This window comes from Spirosoma sp. (assembly GCF_026391055.1).
In the GTDB taxonomy this organism is placed as follows: Bacteria; Bacteroidota; Bacteroidia; order Cytophagales; family Spirosomataceae; genus Spirosoma.
The window spans coordinates 39583-64240 of the sequence record NZ_JAPLET010000017.1 but is presented as its reverse complement, the minus strand read 5'-3'; the positions used below and the strand labels follow the sequence as shown (position 1 = coordinate 64240).

Here is a 24658-nt window from a genome sequence, read left to right as displayed (position 1 = left end):
TGAGCCGGTAGGCTCTGTTATGTATTGATTAGTTGTTGTGCCATGTTTATACAAACATGGCACAACTGTTTTATAGGCCTTCTGAATATAGTGAGTTCGCCTTTCGGGTGGTAGCTTCGTCGATAAAAGCACCTTGTCTAATTTCGGGTGGCGAAACCGGTAGCACTCAGGGTTCGTTCAGAGCTTCCGGAAATACCTGCTTCTCCCTGATTTTGTACTCTTCGAGGTCAATCAGCGACAGGTATTTTCGAATCAGGTCTTCATCGACGTCCGGCTGGCGATTCAGCTCATTCAGTGCGCTTCGCTGCTGTTGCAGGAGGTTCAGATAGGTACGCTGATAGGCTAGCCGGGAAACAGCCTTTTGGTTGTTGGGCTCGTGCAGTTCATCATCGAGCAACCGCTGGTCAAGTTTCAGCTTTTCGTACAGGTTAGCCAGGTGCTCGTTGGAACGCTCATTTTCTGCCAGAAACTGAAGCGAGGTTTGGTTGATTGTCTGTTGAATCATCAGCTCCTGTTGTTGTTCCGAAGGTGACGTATCCTGTTCCGTCAGCTTTACTTTCCGAATCAGCCAAGGAAGCGTTAAGCCCTGTAACACCAGCGTGGTCAGTATAGCAATAAAGGTGATAACCAGAATCAAATTGCGATGCGGAAACGACTGCCCGTCCGGTGTCAGCAGGGGTATCGAAATGGCTGCCGCCAGCGACACCACCCCGCGCATACCGGCCCAACCCAGAATAAACGGGTTTTTCCACCCCGGATTCGGTTCGGCTACCGTGATATACCGACTTATTAACCGGGTGAAAATAGACGCGCCAAACGCGCAGACCAGTCGGGTCAGCATTAGTACCCCGGAGATAATTAGGCCATATTCGATAGCACTTCGTAGGCTGACTGTACCGAGCTGCCCAACAATGACGGGCAATTGAAGACCAATGAGCAGAAATACCAACCCGTTTAACACAAAAACAAGGCTGGCCCAAACATTAACGCTCTGAATTCGACTTTGGTAGGTTAACATTTGCTGACGCTTATTCGACAGTAGCAGTCCACCGCTAACCACCGCCAGTACGCCCGAAAAATGAAGCTGCTCGGCCGCATAATACATGCAGTAAGGTGTAACCAGCGTAAGCGCAATGTCGATGCCCGGCGTTGTAGGCAGCCAGCGGTGAATGGCGTAGAAGACGACACCTACCAGGAGGCCAATGCCGATACCCATGAAAACCACCATCGCGAAACTGGCAGCGGCCTCCTGAAATTGGAACCGACCGGTTAACACAGCGGCCAGGGCAAACCGGAAAACGATCAGCGACGAGGCATCGTTGAGCAGGCTTTCTCCTTCGGCAATGCTTACCAGCGACTTGGGGACGTTCACTTGCCGCATGATGGTGGTGGCTGAAATGGCATCGGGTGGCGATATAATGCCCCCCAACAGAAATCCCAGCGCTAGCGTGAAGCCTGGTATGAGGGCATGAGACACCAGGGCTATGACACAAGAGGTGAGAATGACGATGGGAAAAGCAAAGCTCGTGATCACCCGGCGCCACCGCCAGAACTCTTTCCAGGAAACCTGCCAGGAGGCTTCATAGAGCAGTGGAGGCAGAAAGATGAAAAATACCAGGTCGGGGCTAATGGTAATCTGCGAAAATTCGTCCGCTAAACTTAACACAAGCCCACCCAGCACCAGCACGATGGGATAAGCCAGGCGCAGCTTATTGGCGAGCATGATCAGACCCAGAATAATCAGAATCAGGTAGATGTAGTCGATAAAGAGGTTCTGCATAGTGGTTGAGTATAGTGGTTAAATGCGAAAGCCCAGGACTTGCCTGGGCATTTCGCGTCGTATGTCGCTGGTTCTGATCGGGTAGCGGTTTACTGTCCGCGCGTTAGCCGCTTACCATGTTGCAACCACACTGTATGGACAAAGTTTAGTTACCTTTAAAAATTAGTTAAGGCGCCATAGTGGTACTAGCCTTAACGGTCATTCCCGTTAAGGCTAGATGTGTCTATTGGGATAAACAATTAAAACGGCTTTTTACCGATCAGCTTTTTCACCAGTTCCTTGGCCAGTACGGGCAGGGTAAAGTTATGACTTACGGCGTAGCGGAAATTACCCGTGTTGATTGTTTCGATGGGTTTGCCATTTTCGCTGTGCTGCACCACTTTTCCGGTAGCAATATTGATCACGTGCCGCAGATTCAGGTTTTTGGAGAACATGTCTGAGAAACGGGGCGAGTAATACATGCAGCCCTCAAAATAGTAGTGTGTCACCTGCGACCATCGGGTTACGTTACCCCCGGTAATGGGCATGCCACCATGAATCAAGTTCGACGACCAGATCAGAACATCACCTTTTTTCATGTGAATTTCCTTCCGCTCATACCCTTTGGCAGCCATAAACTCTTCCACGAAATCCTCATAGTTGGGGTACTCCTCGTAATTACCCCGCGCTTCTATGCCTAAATCAAAATAGTTGAACTCTTCCTGTCGGTGCGAGCGCGGATAGTAAAACAAGGGGCCGTTGGTGGCCGATGTTTCTTCCAGTGCAACCCAGACACCACACATGAAACGCGCCGGGGTACAGCTAAAGTGAATGCTGTCGGAGTGAGCCCGCTGCTGGGTGCCAAACTTGAAGTTGAGCGTCTGAAACGGAATAGGCTCCCGGTCATACAGCATACGCAGTACATCGAAGATAGCAGGCTGGGAGGCCAGCTCGCGAACCGTGCCGTACTTCTTCCAGATATCCTGATGTCGGGAAGGTTCCTCACCAACCTTATCAGGATATTCACCTTTAATTGCCTCGATGGTCCGGTCAATCAGTTCATGACTCACCTGCTGGGGCAATACAATAAAGCCTTCCCGGTTGTAGTGAGTCGCCAGCTCACGTTGCTCGGGAGTGAGGTCGTGCTTTTGAAGGAGGTCGTCAAAGAACGGCGATTCGACCCAGGGCAGATTCATCCGCTGGGCAACAGAAATGTTTTTCATTGGTTTTATGGGTGGTTTATAGATAGCATGTACTAAATGGCTGGGACGAACGTGTCCTGCCAGTAAAATTAATACAGGAAACTATGCGTATATGGGTTGAGCCTATTTATTTATATATAATAAATGGACTGATCTGTTTGAGTGCCAGTCAGCTTATGTACTCCCCCTGCTTGTATAAAAGCAGCAAAGCCTGTCTACACCGTTACGTAACGGTGTAGACAGGCTTTGCTGGAAACTGGCTTGTCAGACTAGAAACCCAGGCCAAGGGCAAACCCGCGAATCATCGGGTTGCCGGGCAGCGATGCACCAGCGGTTGCCGAGCCGGTTGTTAGGTTGATGGTATACAACTGGGTTGTGCCGTTTACGCGTAATAGTGCGTAGGCAGTCCCCGATGTTCCGCCAATGTCGAACCCGTTGGCTGCATCGGCCGCAAAGCCCAGCGGACCTACCGATACCAGCGTACCGTTATTGGGCGGGTTCTGCTGAACCAGCATGACCGAAGTACTCTGGATATCGAGATCATACAGTGTGGTTGTGGTGGCCCCGGCAACGTTATTCGTATAAGCCGAAGCCGATACCATGGGTGTTCCCGGATTGAGAGGGCCATCCACGGCGGCCACCGCGCCGTCGTTTGGATTCAGACGAAGGTTCTGCCCTGCATTGGTGGTAACTCGGATACGGTCGACGGTTGGGTTGAAATCGAAGCCGACATCCGTTCCTGATAGCAGCGTGCTTAACGGACCCGAGCCTACCAGCGTTGCAGCTCCGTTGGCCGTGTTGATGGTATACAGCCGACTGCTGCTGCCAATGGCATACAACTGACCGTTTGCGGGTCGGAAATCAATACCATAGAGGACCTCGGCCGGTTGAAGCCCTGTTAGTACTTTGGCAATGGGAGCAGGGTTCATAGGGTTGAAGATGAGCAGGTTATTCGATCCGTCAATGGCGTAGGCAACCGGTTCGGTTGGAATGGTCAGCCCAATGATGGTGCCGGGAAGGTTCCCCAGTTTCTGCAATCGTCCCGTCGAGAGGTTGATCTGCTGTAGCTCCGAAGCGCCGTTAAACATGACCGCCACCAATCCCTGGGTGTTGTCGGTTGGCGAAATGTCGAAACCGGCCGCCCCTGTAATGTCTAACCCCAATGGACCAACATCTGTAAGTGTGCCGTTATTGGGCGGATTTTGTATGTACAGCCGATCCGTGGCGGGGTCGATGTCGTAGAGGGTGGTTGTGGTTGAACCCGCCCGGTTGTTGGTATAGGCAACTTCCGAAATCATTGCCCCGAAAGCGCCGTTGATGTTTCCATCGACAGCCGCTACTGTACCGGTTTCGGGGTTAAGGCGCAAATCCTGCCCGGTATTTGTTACCAGACGAATGCGGTCGACGGTTGGGTTGAAATCCAGACCAACAACAGAACCCGAAACGGCCGGGGTAAAGGCGGTAGCCGTCAATGGCCGCCCTTCGCCCGTGGCGGGGTTAATCACGAACAGACGGCTCATGTTACTTACACCATAGAGCTGACCCGTAGCCGGTCTGAAGTCGATAGATAGTATTCGCTCCCCCGATGCCAGACCCGTAATGGTTGTTGTTGCCAGTGGGCTGGCAGACGCCCGGATATTCAGTCGGATTAATTGATTAGCATCACTGAGGGCATAAACGGTGGCATCAGGCAGGGTGCCCGGGTCGGGAGATAAGCGGTGGTCCTGACAGGCGTTCAACGTCAATAAGAAGCCAAATGCGGTTAATCCGGCAATAATTCGACGTGTTTTTCTGTAAAGCGTGATCATAGTTTTTCTCGTTGAAAAGTAAGCAGAGCTACAGCGAAGAATTGCTGCCCTTTCTATACGTGGCTACGCGCGGAACAGATTGCGTGAGATTAAATTTTGATTAAAAAATTTCAGGTGATCAGGCTATGAACGCCTAACCAGCTTTTACCAAACCTTTTTTATACTCACGAAACTGCCGAAACCAGTGGGTAGCAGACCTCCCCGATCTAAAGCCATCGACGTTGTGAGCACAGTACCGGGCCATTGGCTGAGCAGCCATTGGGCAGTTAGTAGCGCGGAAAACTGATGAAAAACCTGCGGATACGGCTGTTTGTAAGAGCCGAAGTTTCGGCTGTACGACAGGCGGGTCGTTAGGGTGGGACCTCGCCGGAACGAACCTGTAGCGCCTGCATACCAGGCTACGACCCGGTTATTGGGGTAATAGCCATTGCCGCCATAGGTGTTTCCAACTGCCGGTGCCAGATCGGGCCGCGGCATGATAAACGGCGTACCTAACGTGCGTTCCCGATACGACCAGCCCTGTATGTACTGACTGTGGTTGAAGTAATTATCGGCTCCCTGGTAACGTGCGGATGGGTCGAACGTTGGCCCGCTCTGGTTGGTGGTACTCAGCCACTCCAGCACAATACGCTGGAATCGAAACCGCGAACCGGTTTTCGACCGATCGAGATACCGCAGGCCCGTCAGGCCATCGGGCACATTCTGCAACGCCAGCCCCGATGCATCGTCGTACATGTGCTGATGGTACAGGAGCCAGTTGTGTTTATTTTCTTTCCATTCCACGGCAATATCATAACTGCCAACGTGGTTGCCCAGCCGGTTTGTACCGTCGAAACTTGTAAAGCGGTCATTCTCCAGCGCGTCCGGATACTTACCCGTAACGAGCGACAGGTAGTCCTGAAACGAAGTGGACAGACTTCCGTTTACCGCCAGGGGCGTACCAATCAGGTAGTCGGCGTGGCCGCCCCATTGCACCTGGTGGTTCAGTCCGGCATACACCTGAATGCGCCAGTCTGGCTTGCCGATACGTCCGTAAAGGTATTTCTGGTGGAGGTAACTATCTTTTATATACGAGTCGATGAGCCAGCCGTGCGCGTAGCCAACCCGAAACGACAGGAGTTTTTTAGTAAAGCCAATCGGCACAAAGTCAGGGGTATGCAGCTGAATTTTCGGGAAAGGCAGCGCATTTCCCGACCAGGCCACAAAGCCCGATGTCAGGAGCGTATCGCCCAGTCCAGCCACTTCCCGGCGATTACCGCCGTATAATTCAAAAACACCATACCGAACCGTTACGTAGGCATCCGGAACGATAATAGCCGGTTGGGTTGTAGTAGCGTGGCGACCGGCATTGGCAACGGCATAGAGGCCAAAGCTCCAGTCGAAGCGCGATTTTTTTGCTGAAGTGGAGTCGGGCCAGGGTTTGTAGGTACGAGCCAGCCCAAAACGAACCGTAGCAAAAGAACCGCTTATGGGCGTAATAGCATACTGATTGGCGCGTAACCAGAATGGATTTTGCTCAGCCGACGTAGCCAATCCACCAAGTTCAGCCGAGTAATGCATTGGCCCTGGTGAAGAAACGGTTTGTGACCACACCAGCGATTGGCCTATAAAAAGAAGGCTGACAATCAGGTACAATACTTGCATGAGCGCTTAAGGTGATGGGAGGAAAGAACTTCGTCAGCAAACATACGGTGTAATGCTGAATCAAGTTCGCTTACCTTATTGTAGGTTTTTTGAAACATCTTGCACGCATTTTCCATTACTATATACTTAGACATATGAAAACAACCTGCCGGATGACTATACCTTATACTACGCTTAATAACGGAGTTGAAATGCCTCTTCTGGGGCTGGGTGTATACGCGCCCAGACAGAACGATGAAGTGCAGTCGGCCATTGAGTGCGCGCTTGAAGTGGGGTGCCGTTTAATAGATACGGCGGCTGCCTACGGCAATGAGCGCGAAGTGGCTGATGCCATACGCTCCAGCGGCATTCCCCGAAACGATATTTTCATTACCACCAAAGTCTGGAACGAAGACCAGGGCTATAACCGTACCCTGCGGGCTTTCAACCGAAGCCTCGACCGGTTAGGCATAGACGTTGTTGACCTGTACCTGATTCACTGGCCGGTGAAAGAGCACCGGCACGAGACCTGGCGGGCGCTCGAAAAAATTTATTCAGAAGGCCGTGCCAGAGCCATTGGCCTGTCGAACCATTACCCGAATCATATTGACGAGCTGCTCACCGAAGCGCACATTACCCCGGCCATCAATCAAATTGAGTTCAGTCCGTACTGCTACCTGCCGGAGGTGATGGACTACTGTCGCCGGAAAAATATCCAGGCCGAAGGGTATGCTCCCCTTGTGCGGGGCCAAAAAGCCGATGACCCGAAGCTGGTTGAACTGGCTGAAAAATACGGTAAGTCGACGTATCAGCTTCTGATCCGCTGGTCTTTGCAACACGGGGTGGTTACCATTCCGAAGTCGGTTAAACGCGAGCGCATTCAGGAGAATTTCGACGTGCTGGATTTTGCGATTTCGGATGAGGATATGGCGTTGATGAATACGTTTTACGACAATACGCGTATTGCCGACGACCCGCGCGATATTTTGTAAACTCAGCGGTCAGGTCCTTCAGCCTCGGATAACCTGGGGTTGGTGGTGTACTACGCAGTCAACGGAACCCTGTTCGGTTAGTAACGTTGCCAGTGCATCCAGCCCCCACTCTTCACACCGACGGTGACCAACGGCAATCACTGCAATACCGGTTTCATCGACGGCCTGCTGGCCCGGTTTGCGATAGGCTCCTGTCAGATACAAATGAGCGCCACGTTCAGCCGCTTCCCGAACGAGCGCATCGGTCATGGCACCCACTACGGCAATGCGTGAACTGTCGGGATGCCAGCCCGTCGAACCATGCCCCGCTTCGGCGCGGTCGTAGCCTCCAAACTGGTGCTTAACGACAGACAGCCAATAATCAAACTCCTGTTCGGGAACATCAATGAGCATCCCGATCGGACGTTTGGGTAAGGTGGTTTTGGTATTGACAGGGTCGGCTTTATACCCCAGTGGTTGCGGTAGGTTAATTGCTTCCAGCTGGCTGGCCAGCCGGGTATTGTACCCGATGGTGAGGGTTTCGTCGAAGGGAAGATGATGGTACAGCACACCCACATTGGTGGGCAAATGGCTCAGATCCAATTGCCAGGGGCGGTGTAACCAAAGAGCGTCGAGGTCCATATCCGTCACCCATTTTGCCAGACCCGGAAACGGCTCCAACGCCAGGCCAATCCGTTGAACAGGCTGTGTGGACGGATGATAAACGCCCCCCTGTTCGTCTGCCGGGTAATGCTGAACTGACAGCGCATCGTTTAGTAAATCGGCTAGTTCATTGATTGTATGCGTCGTGGAATTCATTTCTGTCTAACTATAAATGCGCGGTTTAGTTTGCCACACGGAAACTCATACTCCGGAGGTAATTAGCTTATACAACTGACCGTTAACTCAAACAGTCTGGTTTTCTGAACCGGAAAATCGTAAGTTTACAGCCTTAACAGTAGCCGCGCTGGCGGTTCAATAAAGCCGATGATTTTCCTCGCTTAAAAACCTACGGGTTTTTACTTCTTCTCTGGATTCTGCCATCAGCCCATACGTCGCCTACGACGTCATTGGTGCATTGGGCAGCTGATCTCACTTTTACCTCATTCATACGCTGTCAACAGGCCTGGTCTGTTGCCCTTTCCTTTTGTTTCAATGACCAAATTCTTTCGGTTATTCCTGGCCGCATTGCGCGGTACAGAAACCAATTTTACAACCGGCAGCATCAATCGGGCTATCTTCCTGCTATCCGTTCCCATGGTTCTGGAAATGGTGATGGAGTCGCTGTTTGCCGTTGTCGACGTCTTTTTCGTTGCCAAAATCGGTACGGAGGCCATCGCTACGGTAGGGCTTACCGAGTCGGTGCTGACCATCGTTTATTCCATTGCCATTGGCCTCAGTACGGCCGCCACGGCGCTGGTATCCCGGCGGGTGGGGGAGAACAATCCACGCGGAGCCGGTACGGCGGTGGGCCAAGTTATGCTGGTATCCCTGACGCTGGGGATTCTGATGGGCGGAGTCGGCTTTTTCTTTGCCGAAGACATACTGCGGCTGATGGGTGGCGATGCGCGGCTCATTGCCAACGGGGTTGGGTTTACGCGCATGATTTTTGCCAGCGCTCCGGCCATTGTGCTGCTCTATACAATGAGCGGCTGCTTACGCGGGTCGGGCGATGCATCCATTGCCATGCGGTCGCTGTGGCTGGCCAACGGGGTAAACATCGTACTCTGTCCGGTCTTTATTTTCGGCCTGGGACCCGTTCCTGAATTGGGGGTAATGGGTTCGGCGGTGGCAACGACCATTGGCCGGACCGTTGGTGTACTGTACCAGCTCTACACCCTGACGCGGGAGAAAGGCGTTATTCAGGTGCTACGGGCTGATATGGCACCGGACACGAGCATTATTCGTAACCTACTGGGTATAGCTGTTGGAGGAACCAGCCAGTTTCTGGTCGGGTCGGCAAGCTGGATTTTCCTGACGCGTATCCTGTCTACGTTCGGGAGCGATGTTGTGGCCGGGTATACCATTGCCATCCGCATCATTGTGTTTACGATTCTGCCTTCGTGGGGACTGGCCAATGCCGCTGCTACCCTGGTGGGACAAAATCTGGGGGCCGGTCAGCCCGAACGTGCCGAAACGTCGGCCTGGCGGGCGGCTTTCTGCAACATGCTCTTTTTGGCGGCCGTTGGCGCAGGCTTTTTTCTGGCTGCAACACCCATTGTCGGTCTGTTCGACAACAACGTTCGCGTGGTCGAGGTAGCCGTCGAGTGTTTGCGGGTGTTTTGCCTGGGTTACCTGTTCATGGCCTATGGCATGGTACTCAGCCAGTCACTCAACGGGGCTGGCGACACCCGCACGCCTACCCTTATTAACATCGTGTGTTTTTGGGTCGTTGAAATCCCGCTGGCATACATACTGGCGCATACCCTGAACTGGGGGCCTCCGGGCGTATTCTGGTCGGTAGCCATTAGCGAAACGCTGCTGGCGGGTGTGGCGATCTGGGTGTTCCGTCGGGGGCGCTGGAAAACCGTAAAGGTTTAGCGTGGAAGGTGGTAAAATAACAATCCGTGGCAAGCGAATGTCTTGCCTGCCACGGATTGTTCCGGTTTATTTCTGCTGAGACAGGAACGTGATCAGCGAAGCAAATTCATCGTAAGACAAGGCATTGGCCAGGCCCGTCGGCATCATGGACGAGTCCAGTTCTTTGCGGCTCAGCACGTCGGCCTTTTTGATGGTGTATACCTGGCCCGTAATGTCGCGCATAACCAGTCGGGTGGCCGATTCTTCCGTCACGAATCCTGTATAGCTCTTGTTGCCTTTCGCCGTGACGGACACGGAGGCAAAGCCCTGCGATATGGATGCGTTTGGTTTGAGAATGGATTCGGCAATCTGTTCCCGGTTCATGATCGACCCGATCTGTCCCATAAACGGACCTTTCATCGTTTCACTCTTAGAGAGACTGTGGCAGGCCACGCACCCCTGCTGCGTGAACAGGGTCTTACCCAGTGCGGCATCGCCCGGTAGTTTAGCCATCGCCAGCATAACGTCTTCGATGGACGCTTCGCCCACTTGTCCCTTCTTACTCCGGATTTTCTCCAGATCGACCTTGTTTTCCTGCTGAACTACTACCGGCTCCTCCACGCCAAGTTCGGGGATGTCCAGCCGAAGCCGACTGTTCATATCGGTAAAAAACTGCTTGTCGGCAGCTTGCTGCCATTCGGCCAGTAACAGGGCTTTGATGGCAGGGGAGGATTCCCAAACGATCGATTTGTAATAGGGACCGTGCGTATCGGGGCGGGTACTCCACCACCACGAGGCATCGTAAGGCGCTTCCTGCTTGTATAAACGTCCGAGGGTGGTCAATAGCTGGCTTTTGAGGTTGGCATCTTTCGCCTGCCGGTAGGCACTCATCAACCCCTCTGCCGCTTCCGGCGTGTGCATATAGCGTAAGGCCCACAGCGCCAGCGTACTGTTAGGCGAGTTAAGGGCTTGCACGCAGGCCGTTACGGCATTGAGCTTCACCAGCGACCGAACGGCAAGATGGGCCGGTACAATGGCGGCATTGGGGGTGGCGTGCGGACCTTCGACGTCTTTGCCCGGCGCAACGAATGAATTGGGTACGCTGACCTGTAGTAAGGTAGCGGCTGCTTCTTTCCGCTCCAGTCGGCCCAAGCCGATGAGTGCGGCCACCTGCACCCGATCCGACGGGTCTTTCACGCCCTGGAGGAAAGGCTCCAGAGGTACTTTTTTGACAAGCGGCTTCCGGTCGGCCAGAGCACGGAGGGCAAATTCCCGAACGGCGGCATCCTGGGTAAGCTGAACGAGTTTATCGATGCCCTGCTCGCCGGTGGCCTGGGCATAGGTAAAGATACCGGCCACCCGGTTCGCTAACGGCATCTTCTGATCGGAAGCTAGTTTCCAGGCAACTTTAGCCGCCTGCTTTCCAGAACGGACAAGCAGCTCCTGCGAGGCATACAAGCGTGCTACGGCGCTTTGCGAGGCAAGTAGCGTGCCCAGCTTTTTAACCGACGCTTTTTTAAGATTCGGGAACGCCTGATAGGTCCAGTTTTGGGGCACCGCCCGAACCACGTAGCCTTTGTCCGGATTTCCCGAGTAACCTGCGCCATTCCAGGCCGCCAGATACAGCCGACCCGACCCGTCTACGTCTACATCCGTAATTTGGGGTAGTTTAATGAACGCTTCCTCCTGCTGGGTGAAGGTGCCTTTGTCGGGCGTTACGCGGTGGATGTACAGCTGATTCCGACCCCAGTCGGCCATCATCGGCACCTGGTTGTATTTCTGTGGCCAGCTGGGTTCGTCCATAAACAAGGCTCCCGTACCCGAACCGCCCCCTACATCGACCAGGGCGGGTAGGATTTCGTCGGTGAAATGCTTGAACAGCACCGGGTAGCCGTATTCGGCCGATTGCAGCTGATGGCTGAAGCGGATATTCCAGCCCCCGCCATCGTTGGTGTTGTCGCGGGTGAAGATGTTCATGTAAGGGTCGATGGCTACGTCGTAGATGTTACGCGTACCGTGGGAGAAAATCTCCATTTCGGTCCCATCGGGCCGTACCCGTACAATGCCGCCCCCCAGCATGGTGAGCTTGCTGCCCGACCGGTCTACCGCATCGTGGAAACCAAAGTCGCCCACGGCAATGTATATCCAGCCGTCGATACCCATCCGGATACCATTAGTGGCATGATCGACACCCCGTTCCTGAATGAACTTGACATTGCTTATGTGTTCGACCAGCGGTTTGGAGGGGCCATCTGCCACGCCATCCCCGTTTTTATCGTCAAAGACCACCAGATTCATCCCCGTTGCCTTACCGGTTTCGGGCGAGAATACAGCGTGCAGCACAAATACCTGATCGCCCAGCACGATGATACCGCGTGGGTTGTCTACGCTGGCAAAGGTGGTATGCCCATCTACTTTTCCATCGTTATCCTGGTCCACCAGCCGAACGATAGCGCCCATGTTCGGCTTTTTACCCAGCGACCCCTGCTTGTCGACGCCAACGTATACCTCGCCGGTTGGCGCTACCGCCAGACAGGCCGGGCTGGGTGTCAGATCAGGACCGGTGAAGTTCGTTACCTGCAAATCGGGCGGGTAATCGGGGGCATGAACAATGGTTGGGGTAACGTCTGGCTTTTTGAGTAATCCAAGGTTTCCATCTAATCCAAAACTGAACAGAAAGGCGGAAAGGAAGCTTAGCGAAATCTTAAACATGCGTGTTAACAGTAAGTGGTAATTGCGCAATTCGTGGGTGCTACCCCACTAAAGCAACTAATGTGGTTAAATTTAATCAGTTCGGACGGATTACGCGCCGTAAACGCGAAGCTGTTCTGAATTATGCTTCCGTCGCGTGTTAGATAACCGCTGAAAAAGCCCATTCCTGAAGGGTATCATCGTTATCCGGCAGCAAGTCCGGGTCCGTATCCTAATACTACTTCAGGCCATAGATCAGGTCGATTCGTTGCCGAAACTTTTACCGAATAGGACCCGTTATTACTTACAGGCCAACTGCCCGGCGGTGCCTGATTTAGTTGCCAACCGTAGGCAGTAATCGCCTAAACTCACTATAGACAATACATGATCGATACCCATAAACCACCCGAAACCGCTGTGTTGGTCGCGCTGATTACGCAAAAGCAAACTGCCGACCAAACGAAAGAATACCTGGCCGAGTTAGCCTTTCTGGCCGAAACGTCGGGTGTTAAAACGATAAAAGCGTTTACCCAGAAACTAGAACATCCGGACAACCGGACGTTTGTTGGTAAGGGTAAGCTGGAGGAAATACAGACATTTATCCTCGACAACCCGGTCGACTGTGTCATCTTTGATGATGACCTGAGCCCGGCGCAGGTGCGGAATCTGGAAGATAGCTTCAAGGATATTAAAGTGCTGGACCGGAGTCTGCTCATCCTGAACATTTTCTCGATGCGGGCCCAAACGGCTCAATCGCGCGTTCAGGTCGAACTGGCCCAATACCAGTACATGTACCCCCGCCTGACCCGCATGTGGAGTCACTTGACCAGCCAGAAAGGGGGCGTTGGCATGCGTGGTCCTGGTGAGAAAGAGCTTGAAACCGACCGCCGGATTGTGAAAGACCGGATCGCGTTCTTGAAGGAGAAGCTTGCCAAGATCGACAAGCAAAGCATGACCCGCCGGAAAGAACGCGACCGCCTGGTGCGCGTAGCGCTGGTTGGATACACTAACGTGGGCAAGTCGACGCTGATGCGGACGCTGGCCAAGAGCGATGTATTTGCCGAAAACAAGCTGTTTGCCACGGTCGATTCAACGGTACGGAAAGTGACGCTGGGCAATATCCCGTTTCTGCTGACCGATACCGTCGGGTTTATTCGTAAGCTGCCCACTACGCTCATCGAATCGTTCAAATCGACGCTCGATGAGGTACGCGAAGCCGATATTCTGATTCACGTTGTCGACGTATCGCACCCTAATTTTGAGGAGCAGATTGAAGTCGTCAATTCAACGCTTGCCGACATCAAAGCGGCCGATAAGCCGATGGTGCTGGTTTTTAATAAAATGGACCGGTTTTCGCCCAAAGCCTCCTGGACCGAAAAAGCTGAGTTACCGGAAGAGGATGAGGTGTTTAACGGCGGAGAAGAGGTGCTGATACCGATGGCCGTGCAGCGAAAAACGGCCCTGGAATACCTCAAGAAGACGTATTTGTCCCAAAAAGCGGATTACGTAGCCTTCATCTCGGCCGAAACGGGCGAGAACGTTGGCGAACTGCGTGAGCTGCTGTACACGCTGGTAAAAGAAAAACACTTTTTCATTTACCCCAATTGGGTCAACGTCCCCCTCACCGAATCGGCCGAGGAGTTTGGCGACGGTTTGGCCGGTTGACGGTTTTTTGACAATTTTGCAATCTAAAGCGAGCGGTCGACCTGACCGCTCCTTTTTTGGTCCCGTAGTTCAACGGATAGAATAAGCGTTTCCTAAACGCTTGATATGGGTTCGATTCCCGTCGGGACTACAATAAAATAGGGCTAATTAGCTGAAATTCAGTTAATTAGCCCTATTTTATTGTAGTCGTGTTGACTATTTTGTTGACAGAATTATATCTTACTTAAAATTATCTTGATGGTATTAATTTAAACTTTTACATATGAGATCTTTAGATAAATCACACGCCCGCTCTAATGCAAGAGCCTTTCTCATTTTCGGAGTTGGTTTACCTCGATAATATTTCTTAGCGTATCGTTTATACACTTCATCATAAACGCCATCTAATTTTAGTTCTGGTCCGAATGTCTTATCTAACCATCTGTAATGCTTGGAGTATGTTTGGCTTTCATACAACGTCCCCTTTTGCGCTTTACGAGATGCGAAATAGTCACCAACCTTGTACAAGGTTCGGCAATGTTCGCCCGTTAATGGACAAACAAAATACCACACATTACCTTTACCTAAGTTACTTGGTAACTGTGCTAATTCAATTCTATAACTCATTGAGCGTCCGTCTACAATGTAGTCTAACTGAACGTAGTTCCCTGGCCATAGACAATCAAGATTAACGCCAATGTTTATTGAACCTCTTTTATAGCCATTTCGTGTCCATGTCAAAGGGGCTGAGTACCAACCAATCAAATAGCCATGTCTTTTTAGATCGGCTAAGCTGAATCTTAGTAAGTCGTTAAAGTTATTCTTAAAGGCTGGAATTCGTCCCATGGTATATATTTCAATACTCCAACATTGTGTCGAATTGATCAGCTGTTAATACTCCTTTTTCTACAAGATTTTTTCTTACAGCTTGAAGGAAATATGTTTGAGCAATAATTTTACCTTTGAATGATGGCATTACAATAGTCGAATCATATTCTTTATATGATAATAACACATGAGATCCTACTGTTTTCTTTGTAAACCCCAGATCAACCAATTTATTTATTAGCTCGCTATATGTTATAGACGTTTTCATCAGATGCTGTGTTTTACATGAATTTGAGAATATAAATTTGCCTTATATTTAGCAAAGGTCCTCATATTATTTTCTTCAATCTTTTGCTTTATTGGAATGCGCACATTTAACCACTTTTTAACATTAGACAGAGAAAAACCTTTAATATCCTCTAAATATTTCTGGATATAAAGCCAATAGCCTACGTCGCCTATTGAATCATATATAACCAGAATAACAGGGTTGTATTCAGCCAACCACAAATTAAGATCTTTTTTTGATACAGGAAAAGAAATAGCAGTTCCAGAATCAATGAATGATAAACTATCAGATGCTTTTAATTGGACCGAGACGTAACCGTTCTCTATTTCACCTATATTGTTGTATGTGTATAGAAGGACGTCATAACCATAATCATGAACTGTCCTTTCAACAGAATATCCAGTTAGCAAAGCTATTCTTTCAAAATTGTTAACGCTAAGATCAGCAATAATATGTTCTCTTGTTCTTCTTTTCCGATCTGCCATTTTGAGAGCTATGTTAAAATATTGTTTTTATAATGCTTGCTTGATTAAGCTCATTATGTATTCAATTTGACTATCATTTTCTACTTGAATTAGATAGTCCCCATAACCTCTATGGCCAATATTCGATACATTCTTCGCAACGTTCTTAGGATCATCAAGTTGCCCTATTTTGAGATTTATAATAATTCTGATTGATTTCTTTAAAATTTCGACGTATGCAAAGTTATTAGTCTTTTTGAACGCTACATACCATTTTTGTGGATTCACCTCAATACTTTCGCTAAGGTTTAATATTGAGTTCTTATAACTTTCATATAATTCTGCAATAGTATACGATGCTTGACTTGTGTGATCTTGCTCCGTAAACACCTTAATTTCATCAGTGATTTTCTTTAAAGACTGATCGCGTTGAGATAAGGTTTTCACACTTTCTGCTGATGGTGTCTTTTTTATTTGATTAACGACAATAATATCATTCTGGTACCGCTTTATCTCCCACAGCTCAATCGCAATATCTTTAAAATTAGTTGCCTGTATTTGATTTTCAGTAAAACTTGGTGAAACAAAAACCACTCTTGTTTGAGACCAATCGACGTCATTACGTTTAAGGAGTCTCTTTAAGCTCTCATTGTATTCTACAATAAAATCAGCTCTATTCTCCAGCATTAAACTCAGATAAGTAAACCCCTGATCTATAACACTAATATTTCTATCACGTTTATATTCGATAATCACAAAGGCCATTGATGAATTATCAAATGCAAGCGTATCAATTCTTTTGTTCTTTATGGTAAACTCAGACTTTACAAACTCTAAAGACGTTAAATTAGGCAAGTTCGCTTCAAACAAAGCCTGGATTTCTTTTTCGAATTTAAAAGGCAGCTCTTCTAATGTACTAAGTTGACCATTACTATTTGTAAACAGATTCATAAATTTCACTTGTATTTAAAATATCTATTTGGCAAACCTAAATTCTTAGAGAAGATGAAATTTTAATCTTCTCTACCCTCCTTTTCAATTAGCCTTTTTAAACTGTCAACGTGCCAAAATTTAACGCCATCACTTTCAAATTCTGCAAAGTGAGCCTTACCACAATCAATTTTTAGCTTTTCGATTTCCCGTAGTAGTTGGGTGTCAAGCGTTGATTTAGTTTCAGCGACGAAATAGATACGCTGGCTACCCTCAAACAACACGGCCCAATCTGGTATATAGTTACCAATCGGTGTCGGAATCTTAAAGCCCCTGGGTAGTTTGAAATAAAACGTTACGTTTTCGTCTGCTTCACATTCGCGGGCAAACTTACTTTCTACATCGCTATCTATCGGAACGTAATTAAATAGCGTTTTCTGGCTTCTGCTGACCTTGAATAAGTTGTTAAGGTAGGTTTCTATTTCTTCATCCTGAAACAACTGCATAGCGTATTCCTGCCCCTGTATGCGCTCATATTTAATGCCGTTGACCATTAGCCGGTTTAGTGTTCGCTGAATACAGGATACTACGTTATCTAGGAATTGCTGAGGATTACTTGTAATCTCCGCCAACCGCTCCGACCCTTTCAAGATTTCAAAAATCGTTTGCCGGGTTAGATCAACCTTACCTTGTATGTAAGCGTAAACATCAGGTACGGGCTGAGACGTTGGGCGGGTTTTGTCCTGTCTACGTCCTACTAACTGAGCCTTTAAGCCCCTTTCCTCTTCCATTTCCAATAAAGCCGTTTCCGATACAATTTGTGGCCTTACGGTTGGTGGCATTTTGCGGACTTCTTCAATAGCCCGTTTCGTTAGTACGGCGGTATCGTATGAGACTCTGTAGCGAGTCCGGTTTTTAATCTTATCCCACAACTCAAAAAATTCTGGGTAGTTATCTGGTATTAGCTGTTTGGTGAGTTTAATTTGGGCTTTTTCGTTGGCATCCCTGATTTTACCTTTAAATGGTTCGCCTGTATCCTCTTCAATTTCTTTTTGCAAGGTATTAGCAAAATCCTGGTATGTTTCGTTAGCTATAACAGTCAGTACATTAATAGTTTTATCTTGAACCCTTGCACCCTCACTATCGACGCATAGCCTTAAACCCCGGCCTATTTCCTGCCGCTTTTTGAGTTCAGACCGGCTTTCATTAAGCGTACATATCTGAAAAACGTTTGGGTTGTCCCAACCTTCCCGCAATGCACTGTGTGAGAATATGAAGCGTAACGGCTCTTCATTACTAAGTAGTCGTTCCTTATCTTTCATTATCAAGTTATACGTATCATCATCGGCTTTAGTAGCTCCATTGGTATCCTTTACCCGTCCTTTATCGGTTGAAAAGTAGCCGTTATGTACGTCGGCTACATTGAATGGTATAACATGCTGGTTAATTGGGCGATTGGCAATCTCAGTGTATAGCTCCTCAAACCAACGGGCAAACTTGCCCGATATGACGTTGCCCCCGGCGTCATAGTCTCGATAATTGGCTACCCTGTCAATGAAAAACAAAGACAATACTTTAATACCCTTTTTAGATAACCGTCGCTCCTTCTCAAAGTGCCGTTCGATAGTTCGTTTTACCATGAACTTTAGAACATCGTCGTTTAATCCCCCTTGTGACTGGCCTACGTTGAGTACTAACCCGTTTGAAAACTCTAAAAAACCCTCACCGGCATTAATGCTGTTAATAATAAAGCCATCCTGATACATTGCCCTGCTGTTTGATAACTCGAATAAATCAGAACCTACCTCAGCTGTTACGGTCTTTGTTCTAACGCCTGTAGTATCATTAACATAGATTTTTAGTTTTGCCCGAATATTGCGTTTTGCGGTCTGTATGCCTTCTAACTGAATAAAGGCTGCATTATAATTCTGTTCAGCCTGCACACCGTCTATTTCAATTTGTTTGACCAAGCCTAACTCATATGCTTTAACAGGCGAAAGTCTGTAAACCAGATTATAATAATTTTTATGGGTGGCTGAATAGCGTAAAGTTTTCATGGGTAAGAGGTCTGTAATCGCTTTACGTCGTACCTCTGTTTCCATGTTTTGCGGTTCGTCAATAATAACAATCGGATTCGTACTCGTCACATACTCAATTGGACGGATACCTGTTTCCCGTAACTGATTGATTACATTATCATCACGGGTGAAACTGTCAATGTTTAGTACCAGAATTTGCAAGCTGTTTGCAGTTGCAAAACTCCGTAAAGCTGAAAGTTTTTTACTATCATAAACGGAGTAATCTAAAGATGGATTATTATACAGATTTTTGAAATGCTGCCGTGTAATTGTCAGATTTTTTAATGTTCCTTCTCGTATAGCTACGCTGGGAACTACAATAACAAACTTTTTAAAGCCATACTGTTGATTTAATTCATAGATAGTCCTTAGATAGGTGTATGTCTTACCCGTTCCAGTCTCCATTTCTACCGTGAAGTTACGGCCTTGCCAATCTTTACCATTTTTTAGTTGATTGGTTTCCTGAATGGCTTTCAAGTTGATGCGTAATTGTTCGTCTGTTAAGACTAGATTATTGGCTACTCCATTTTGAGTAAGTTTTAGCCCACTGCCAAAGTCCGAAATCAACACTTCAAAAGCGCTTTGTTGCAAGGGCTGGCCTTGAAACAGGTTAACAACTGAGTTTATAGCTATACGTTGATAGGATTGATTGCTATCGAATTGTAATTTCATAATGCGAATAGTTGGTAATTACTTGATAGCGGATAATTTTTTAGTGTCTATAACTTCATCCATTATAGTACTTAAGACAAGCGATGAGTAAGCCGTCGATAGCTTTTGTCTGTCTCCGAACCCAATACTGGTTATTTTATAATTTAGGTCTATTAATGTTGATATATTATGAATTATCAATTCAACAATTATCTTAGAAACGATCATTCTCAAATAAGGTCTATATTCATCAATCTTATTAGAGTTTACTTCTGCTCCGTGAACAATCTTTGATCTTAATTTGTATATATTATCTATATTTTTAAAAATTATTAGTCCAATATTTTCATTTTTAGAGCACAACACAGCTACGGTTCTTTTGATTCTATACGAAAGTTCAATACTCCCTTCAACAAGTGTTTCCAAGCATATACATAAACTAATATATGACATTGAATATAGGTTAGAATGAAAACTAAGTTTGTAGCTGTCAATTGCAGATTTTACATATTTTAAATTACTAATTCTACTGAAGTAAAGTACAATAAACTTATTTATACTAGTAATATTTGATTCTTCGAAATGAAGATAGTCTTCAAACTGGTTTTTTTGATAAAATCGGTATTGAGTAGAGCCAATTTGCCATAAGTACCTATTATCAAAAATTTGATACATAAAATCTGCGTATATGGATAATACTGATGGGAACATTATTAAAAGAATCGTCCAACACTCATAATAATATTTTGTCTCAACAATTACGGAAAGATCTATTGGCATTAGGACATACAAAGATTCTATCATATAATCTTCGATTAAATCTTTTTTTATGTCCGCAAAAAGTAATTCTCTATTTCTGGGATACCAGTCTTCTTCAAATGAAGAATCTTTTAATATACTATCGAACTCATCTGAATTTAAAGCAAGTATCCTAATGTTCAAATGGCTAAAGTCTAAAGTTGCTAAATTAGACTTACTTCCGGCTAGCAGAAAAAAATTAATATGATTTTCCTTTTCAAAAATGCCCATTGATTTATTCATAATAATTATATAACAGTAAACTCAATTCCATTTTCTCGTAGCTGTAAGCGGGCGTTGCTCAATAGTTCATTATCTTGATTGAATAGTTTATCTAACGTAATAAGTCGCTGAGGCTGTTGCTCGGTAATAGCTTCAATTAGCAGGCGGTTTATAGCATCCAAAGCTATATAAGTAGTGCCATTGTTGACTCTGTAAACGGGAATTGCGGCCAGTTCTTGTCGCTCGACTGGAATTGTAAGCGAATACCCAGCTTTTAAAAGTAGTTCTGTGAACAGGGCTTCGGTTTGATAGTCGTCTGTCAGTGGATGTTGAAAAACGTCTAATTGTTCTAGAATATCAGCCGGGTTTGAAAGATTCGAACGCCAAACTTTAAAATGAGTTTGGGTTAGTTTATAAGCGCGAAACCCGATAGAAGTTTTTTTTGAAAATGATATTTGTCCGTCTTGCTTCTGGTTTTGTCTATCAATCACATTTCGTATTCTTGTACGGCTTATATCAGAAATAGTTCTGAACCCAGCTATATATGCGTTATGATCATGTTCAATCACTTCTGGTATTTGAACACAGATGAAATAACGATTACCTTTCCCTTCAGCATTTAAGTCTAAAACGGCTTGTGCCGTCGTAGCCGATCCAGCAAAAAAATCACAGATTAAGTCTCCTGGCTCAGTAGTCAATTTTATAAAATTTGATAACACATCAGCATCTTTTGGAAAGTCAAATATTCCCTTTCCTACTAATTGTTCGACGGCTAACGTCCCCCCCCTTCCATCTTTGTAAAAAACAGATGCAAAAGGCTCACTATCTATTTCAAACAAATAGCTTTTGCGGCAGGGTATTGTAGTTTCATCAGATCCAAAGTGAATAAGTTGCGGATTTGATTCTAACGCTCGTTTGGTTCGCTCTTCGTCCCAACGCCAACCCGTTGAGGGCTTCTTACAAGGTTTACCCGTTATAGGATGCAAAATATCATATCGAGGTCGTGACGTACGGCCATCATCTGGACCAGCAAAATTATCGGCAAAGTATAACCCGTTTGCATCGGAATTTCGATAATGAGCATGCGCCTTACGAGGATCATCCTTAGATAATTTAGCGTACCAATGACGCATTGCCTCTGAAATAGCATCATGGTTTTGGCTAAACTGATCAGTAAATTTTGTATACTGAGCTAATACCTCATCTGCTCCTTCTTTTTTTACGCGCCAGACTCCTTTTTCAATAATTTTGGAAACATTTCGGCCATATACTAATACGTATTCATGATTTTTTGCAATTAGTTTAGCATCTCCTTTTTTAGATTTCTGCCAAACTAATTGACTAATAAAGTTTTCTTCTCCGAAAACCTCATTCATCAATTGTTTGAGGTTTGCTTGTTCATTATCATCAATTGAAATAAATATTACTCCTTCTTCATGTAGTAAGTTACGAGCTTGATATAAGCGTGGATACATCATAGATAACCAAGCGCTATGAAACTGACCATTTTCGCGGCTGTTCTTTCTGTATAGATCTTGTTTATTTAAAAAGCCCTCATCATCCGTAATACCCGTTCTTTTTCTATAATCTTCTCGTCTTTCGCTGTAATCATCCGGATATATAAAGCTGTCATTGCCAGTATTATAAGGTGGATCGATATAGATCATTTTCACCTTACCGTAATAGCTTTTTTGCAGCACTCTGAGAACTTCTAAGTTTTCGCCTTCAATAAAGATATTTTCTGAAGTGTCAAAGTTGATGCTATTAGCCCGGTCGGGTGTTAGCGTAGCGGTCGTTTGTTTCTGAATCTCTCTGTAAGCATCGTATTTACCCGGCCACGTAAGGCCGTAACGCTCCTGAGTTGGCGGGGCCACCCGTTCGCCCAAAATGTTTTTCAGGGCGTCGAAATCAACTTGATCTTCTCGGAATACTTCGGGGAATAGTTGCCTTAGCTGGCTAAGTTTGTCTTGGGCTATGTTGAGGGAAAGGCCGTTCATGTAGGAATTTTGGGCAAAATGGGCCGCAAGATACAGCGTACAAACCTAAATCTTTAGAGAAGAAAGGCAAGAATCGGGCCGGTTCTACCCGTTAAGTTCCTTACTAGGATGTAAAATTATGGTCGTCTGACAATTAATAAATCGCAATGTTAGCCGACTGCGGTTAGTTTATCAGGCTGGTCTGGTAGCGGGCATGTAATTACGTAATCTTCCAAATTACGTCTAAAGCATCATATACTTCTATCTCTGTATAAACTGTTTCAACCGGCCCTTCATTAGTGTGCTGTATCCTTCGGCGTTGCTTTACCTTTTTATTACCGGTAAGTTTCCTGGACATTTAACATGTTAAGGTCTATAGTAACGAATTTAGTCAACGAGTCAATTATCAAAAATCAGCAAACGTATTTCTTCCTACAAGGGTAAGCTGGTAAGTGGCTTCTTGGGGTGTCATTGTGGATTGGGCTAATCGTTGCTCTACAGCGGCTGCAATGTTAAGTTTAGTTAAGTTATGTCGGCCAATAATATGGGCGTTAACGTAGGCATAAGCCGTTACCCTGGCTGTTTTGGTTGCATTCAGGCAATCGCAAAATACCTCAACAAATTGGCGTTAACGGGCGGTTAAGGGCTGAGTGGTTGGTGTCATTGTTGCTAGTGTTTTCCATAAGCAGAATCCATAATAGCCCGATAAGCGGCTGTGTTTCCTTTCAGGGCTTTGGCTACTACGGCAATGGTAATCAGTTCTTCAATGCTCAATGTTGTCTCTTTGTTTAGCTGATTGTCAGCTTTTGTAGTTACTCCCAAAACTTGCCGTATCCGTTTGGCCTTTCCCTTGCTCCCTTTTGGCCTTCCTTTGGGATTTCCACTTTGTCCATTCCGAAAACGGGTTTCTTTACCCTCTAAATAAATATCGTCTCGCATAGTCTGTAACGAATAGCCTGTTAATAGCCTGTTATTGATTCGACAACCGGAAGGGTTGGCCAGTTTTTGGGTTCACTAAATCAAACTGATTTATCAATTCCTGTAAAACTGGGTTTCGCTGATTCATTCGTTGCAATGTCTGTTCAAGAAGCGTTAACGGCAAGAGTGTAATATTTTGGTCACTGTTAACACATGCAGCCGAAGTGCTAAGCGACTGAGCCGGAACAGCCAGCGGATTATAGTCCCAAAACAATGGATAACCGGAATCGGTCAACGCCCAACCTGCTAACGGATCACGGTTACGAATCAGGTAATCCGCTAAATCATACCCTTTCTTTCGGTCAGCATCAGTAGCCCGTTTTTCTAATACGTCCGAAACCGTAAGCCGATGACCAATAACGGGCCTTAATTCCTCAGCCTTTTGGTTCCATTTCTCAAAGCCGTTCAGGTCAGGAAACAGAGTAACAGGCCGTCCGGCTACAGGTAGTAGCTTCTCTGTTGATAGGTTGCTCAAACTACCGCAAGCCAACCAAATGTATTTTGGTAAATAGACCGTTGCAAGAATGGCTGTCTTTTCGCTTTCAACAATGGCCACCGGGCGGCTATCGGGTTGGCCCCTCAATTGGTGCAACCCAAACAAACATTGACTTAACTCAAACTCAGCTAACCGGCCCTGTTTAGTCAGAACACTATGCACCCAATGAATGTGACTGAAAGGCTGTTTAACCCTTTTCAACGTCAGCGGATTGTACAGCATAATCTTACCCGTTCGAATTTGGCCGCTCTTATCGATCTGCCAAAACACAGTTGCCCCTGGCCAGTGTTTAGAAGTACCTATATAGAACCGGCTAATCAGATCATTTGTAATCTCATTATTGAACAATCCGTGTAAGCCGTTGACAAATTCGTTCCGGTCGTACTGATTCAGACTTTGCCGGAACAGGTTGAACGGAATATACGACGGTTGCGGGACCGGACGGGCGGATTTAGGCGATTGGGAAGCCGTTCGGGTTTTCGAGGCTATTTCATCGTTCATCCATATTTTGTTATCCTCAAAGTATTGGCGGGGCGTGTAGTGATAGCCGCAGTCAGATTCCCGATTACAGCGGCCAACATGGTCCGGTAATAGTTCACCCGTTTCCTTATCCAAATACCGGCTAAGTTGCTTTGGCTTTTCGCAAGCCGGGCAAGTGTAACGGGTACTCATACCTTTGTAGGGTTGCAGTGTATAACGGTACTGGTTCATGTTTTTGCGTAGAAAGCCC

General features: G+C 46.9%; 18 protein-coding genes, 1 tRNA gene and 1 pseudogene. 4 read left to right on the top strand and 16 right to left on the bottom strand.

Features of this window, described 5'->3' with window-relative positions; genetic code table 11:
* Positions 1 to 166: 166 nt before the first annotated feature.
* The 4 genes from NT073_RS09145 to NT073_RS09130 form a co-directional block, all read right to left on the bottom strand.
* On the bottom strand, positions 167 to 1780 hold the full coding sequence (locus tag NT073_RS09145) for a Na+/H+ antiporter (protein WP_297372096.1): 1614 nt from the start codon (positions 1778 to 1780) through the stop codon (positions 167 to 169).
* Positions 1781 to 2019: 239 nt separating this feature from the next.
* Positions 2020 to 2982, bottom strand: a complete 963-nt coding sequence (locus NT073_RS09140; protein ID WP_297372094.1) for a phytanoyl-CoA dioxygenase family protein — start codon at positions 2980 to 2982, stop codon at positions 2020 to 2022.
* Between the two features lie 248 nt (positions 2983 to 3230).
* Positions 3231 to 4769, bottom strand: coding sequence for a DUF4394 domain-containing protein (locus tag NT073_RS09135; RefSeq protein WP_297372090.1), 1539 nt, complete (start codon positions 4767 to 4769; stop codon positions 3231 to 3233).
* Positions 4770 to 4913: 144 nt separating this feature from the next.
* Positions 4914 to 6413, bottom strand: coding sequence for a capsule assembly Wzi family protein (locus tag NT073_RS09130; protein WP_297372087.1), 1500 nt, complete (start codon positions 6411 to 6413; stop codon positions 4914 to 4916).
* A 134-nt stretch (positions 6414 to 6547) separates the two neighbouring features.
* On the opposite strand from NT073_RS09130, the gene NT073_RS09125 reads away from it, so the two are divergent.
* A complete protein-coding gene (locus tag NT073_RS09125) occupies positions 6548 to 7384 on the top strand; it encodes an aldo/keto reductase (protein ID WP_297372084.1) in 837 nt (278 codons plus the stop codon).
* A gap of 18 nt (positions 7385 to 7402) precedes the next feature.
* On the opposite strand, the gene NT073_RS09120 is transcribed toward NT073_RS09125, so the two are convergent.
* On the bottom strand, positions 7403 to 8182 hold the full coding sequence (locus NT073_RS09120; protein WP_297372080.1) for a Nif3-like dinuclear metal center hexameric protein: 780 nt from the start codon (positions 8180 to 8182) through the stop codon (positions 7403 to 7405).
* Positions 8183 to 8518: 336 nt separating this feature from the next.
* Between NT073_RS09120 and NT073_RS09115 the strand changes: the two genes are divergently transcribed.
* Positions 8519 to 9904: an MATE family efflux transporter gene (locus tag NT073_RS09115; RefSeq protein ID WP_297372078.1), complete on the top strand. Its 1386-nt coding sequence runs from the start codon at positions 8519 to 8521 to the stop codon at positions 9902 to 9904.
* A 66-nt stretch (positions 9905 to 9970) separates the two neighbouring features.
* Here the strand turns inward: NT073_RS09115 and NT073_RS09110 are convergent, their stop codons facing one another.
* Positions 9971 to 12595 carry a c-type cytochrome gene (locus NT073_RS09110; RefSeq protein ID WP_297372075.1) on the bottom strand — a complete coding sequence of 875 codons (2625 nt, stop codon included), beginning with the start codon at positions 12593 to 12595 and terminating at the stop codon, positions 9971 to 9973.
* A 363-nt stretch (positions 12596 to 12958) separates the two neighbouring features.
* Here NT073_RS09110 and hflX point away from each other — a divergent pair, with 363 nt between their 5' ends.
* The gene (hflX, locus tag NT073_RS09105) at positions 12959 to 14239 is read left to right on the top strand and encodes a GTPase HflX (protein ID WP_297372072.1); all 1281 of its coding nucleotides are present in this window, start codon (positions 12959 to 12961) and stop codon (positions 14237 to 14239) included.
* A gap of 58 nt (positions 14240 to 14297) precedes the next feature.
* Positions 14298 to 14369 (top strand) — tRNA-Arg (locus NT073_RS09100).
* Between the two features lie 113 nt (positions 14370 to 14482).
* Here NT073_RS09100 and NT073_RS09095 read toward each other — a convergent pair.
* From NT073_RS09095 to NT073_RS09055, 10 genes and pseudogenes are all read right to left on the bottom strand, one after another.
* A complete protein-coding gene (locus tag NT073_RS09095; protein WP_297372069.1) occupies positions 14483 to 15064 on the bottom strand; it encodes a hypothetical protein in 582 nt (193 codons plus the stop codon).
* 10 nt (positions 15065 to 15074) lie between these two features.
* Complete coding sequence (locus NT073_RS09090) at positions 15075 to 15314, bottom strand: hypothetical protein (RefSeq protein WP_297372067.1); 240 nt, start codon at positions 15312 to 15314, stop codon at positions 15075 to 15077.
* Positions 15314 to 15820 (bottom strand): DUF4365 domain-containing protein, encoded by a 507-nt coding sequence (locus tag NT073_RS09085; protein ID WP_297372064.1) that lies wholly within the window; start codon positions 15818 to 15820, stop codon positions 15314 to 15316. The genes NT073_RS09090 and NT073_RS09085 overlap by 1 nt, the downstream gene beginning before the upstream one ends.
* Positions 15821 to 15847: 27 nt before the next feature.
* Positions 15848 to 16750: a DUF5655 domain-containing protein gene (locus NT073_RS09080; protein ID WP_297372061.1), complete on the bottom strand. Its 903-nt coding sequence runs from the start codon at positions 16748 to 16750 to the stop codon at positions 15848 to 15850.
* A 62-nt stretch (positions 16751 to 16812) separates the two neighbouring features.
* On the bottom strand, positions 16813 to 19479 hold the full coding sequence (locus NT073_RS09075; RefSeq protein WP_297372058.1) for a DEAD/DEAH box helicase family protein: 2667 nt from the start codon (positions 19477 to 19479) through the stop codon (positions 16813 to 16815).
* Positions 19480 to 19497: 18 nt separating this feature from the next.
* Entirely contained in the window at positions 19498 to 20499 is a 1002-nt protein-coding gene (locus tag NT073_RS09070; RefSeq protein ID WP_297372055.1) for a HEPN domain-containing protein, read from the bottom strand.
* A 5-nt stretch (positions 20500 to 20504) separates the two neighbouring features.
* On the bottom strand, positions 20505 to 22475 hold the full coding sequence (locus NT073_RS09065) for a site-specific DNA-methyltransferase (RefSeq protein ID WP_297372052.1): 1971 nt from the start codon (positions 22473 to 22475) through the stop codon (positions 20505 to 20507).
* Positions 22476 to 22860: 385 nt separating this feature from the next.
* A pseudogene (locus NT073_RS33350) lies at positions 22861 to 23070 on the bottom strand (hypothetical protein); the annotation flags it as partial.
* A gap of 53 nt (positions 23071 to 23123) precedes the next feature.
* Positions 23124 to 23393, bottom strand: a complete 270-nt coding sequence (locus NT073_RS09060) for a DUF5681 domain-containing protein (protein ID WP_297372049.1) — start codon at positions 23391 to 23393, stop codon at positions 23124 to 23126.
* 31 nt (positions 23394 to 23424) lie between these two features.
* Positions 23425 to 24639 carry a DUF6371 domain-containing protein gene (locus tag NT073_RS09055; protein WP_297372046.1) on the bottom strand — a complete coding sequence of 405 codons (1215 nt, stop codon included), beginning with the start codon at positions 24637 to 24639 and terminating at the stop codon, positions 23425 to 23427.
* Positions 24640 to 24658 lie beyond the last annotated feature (19 nt).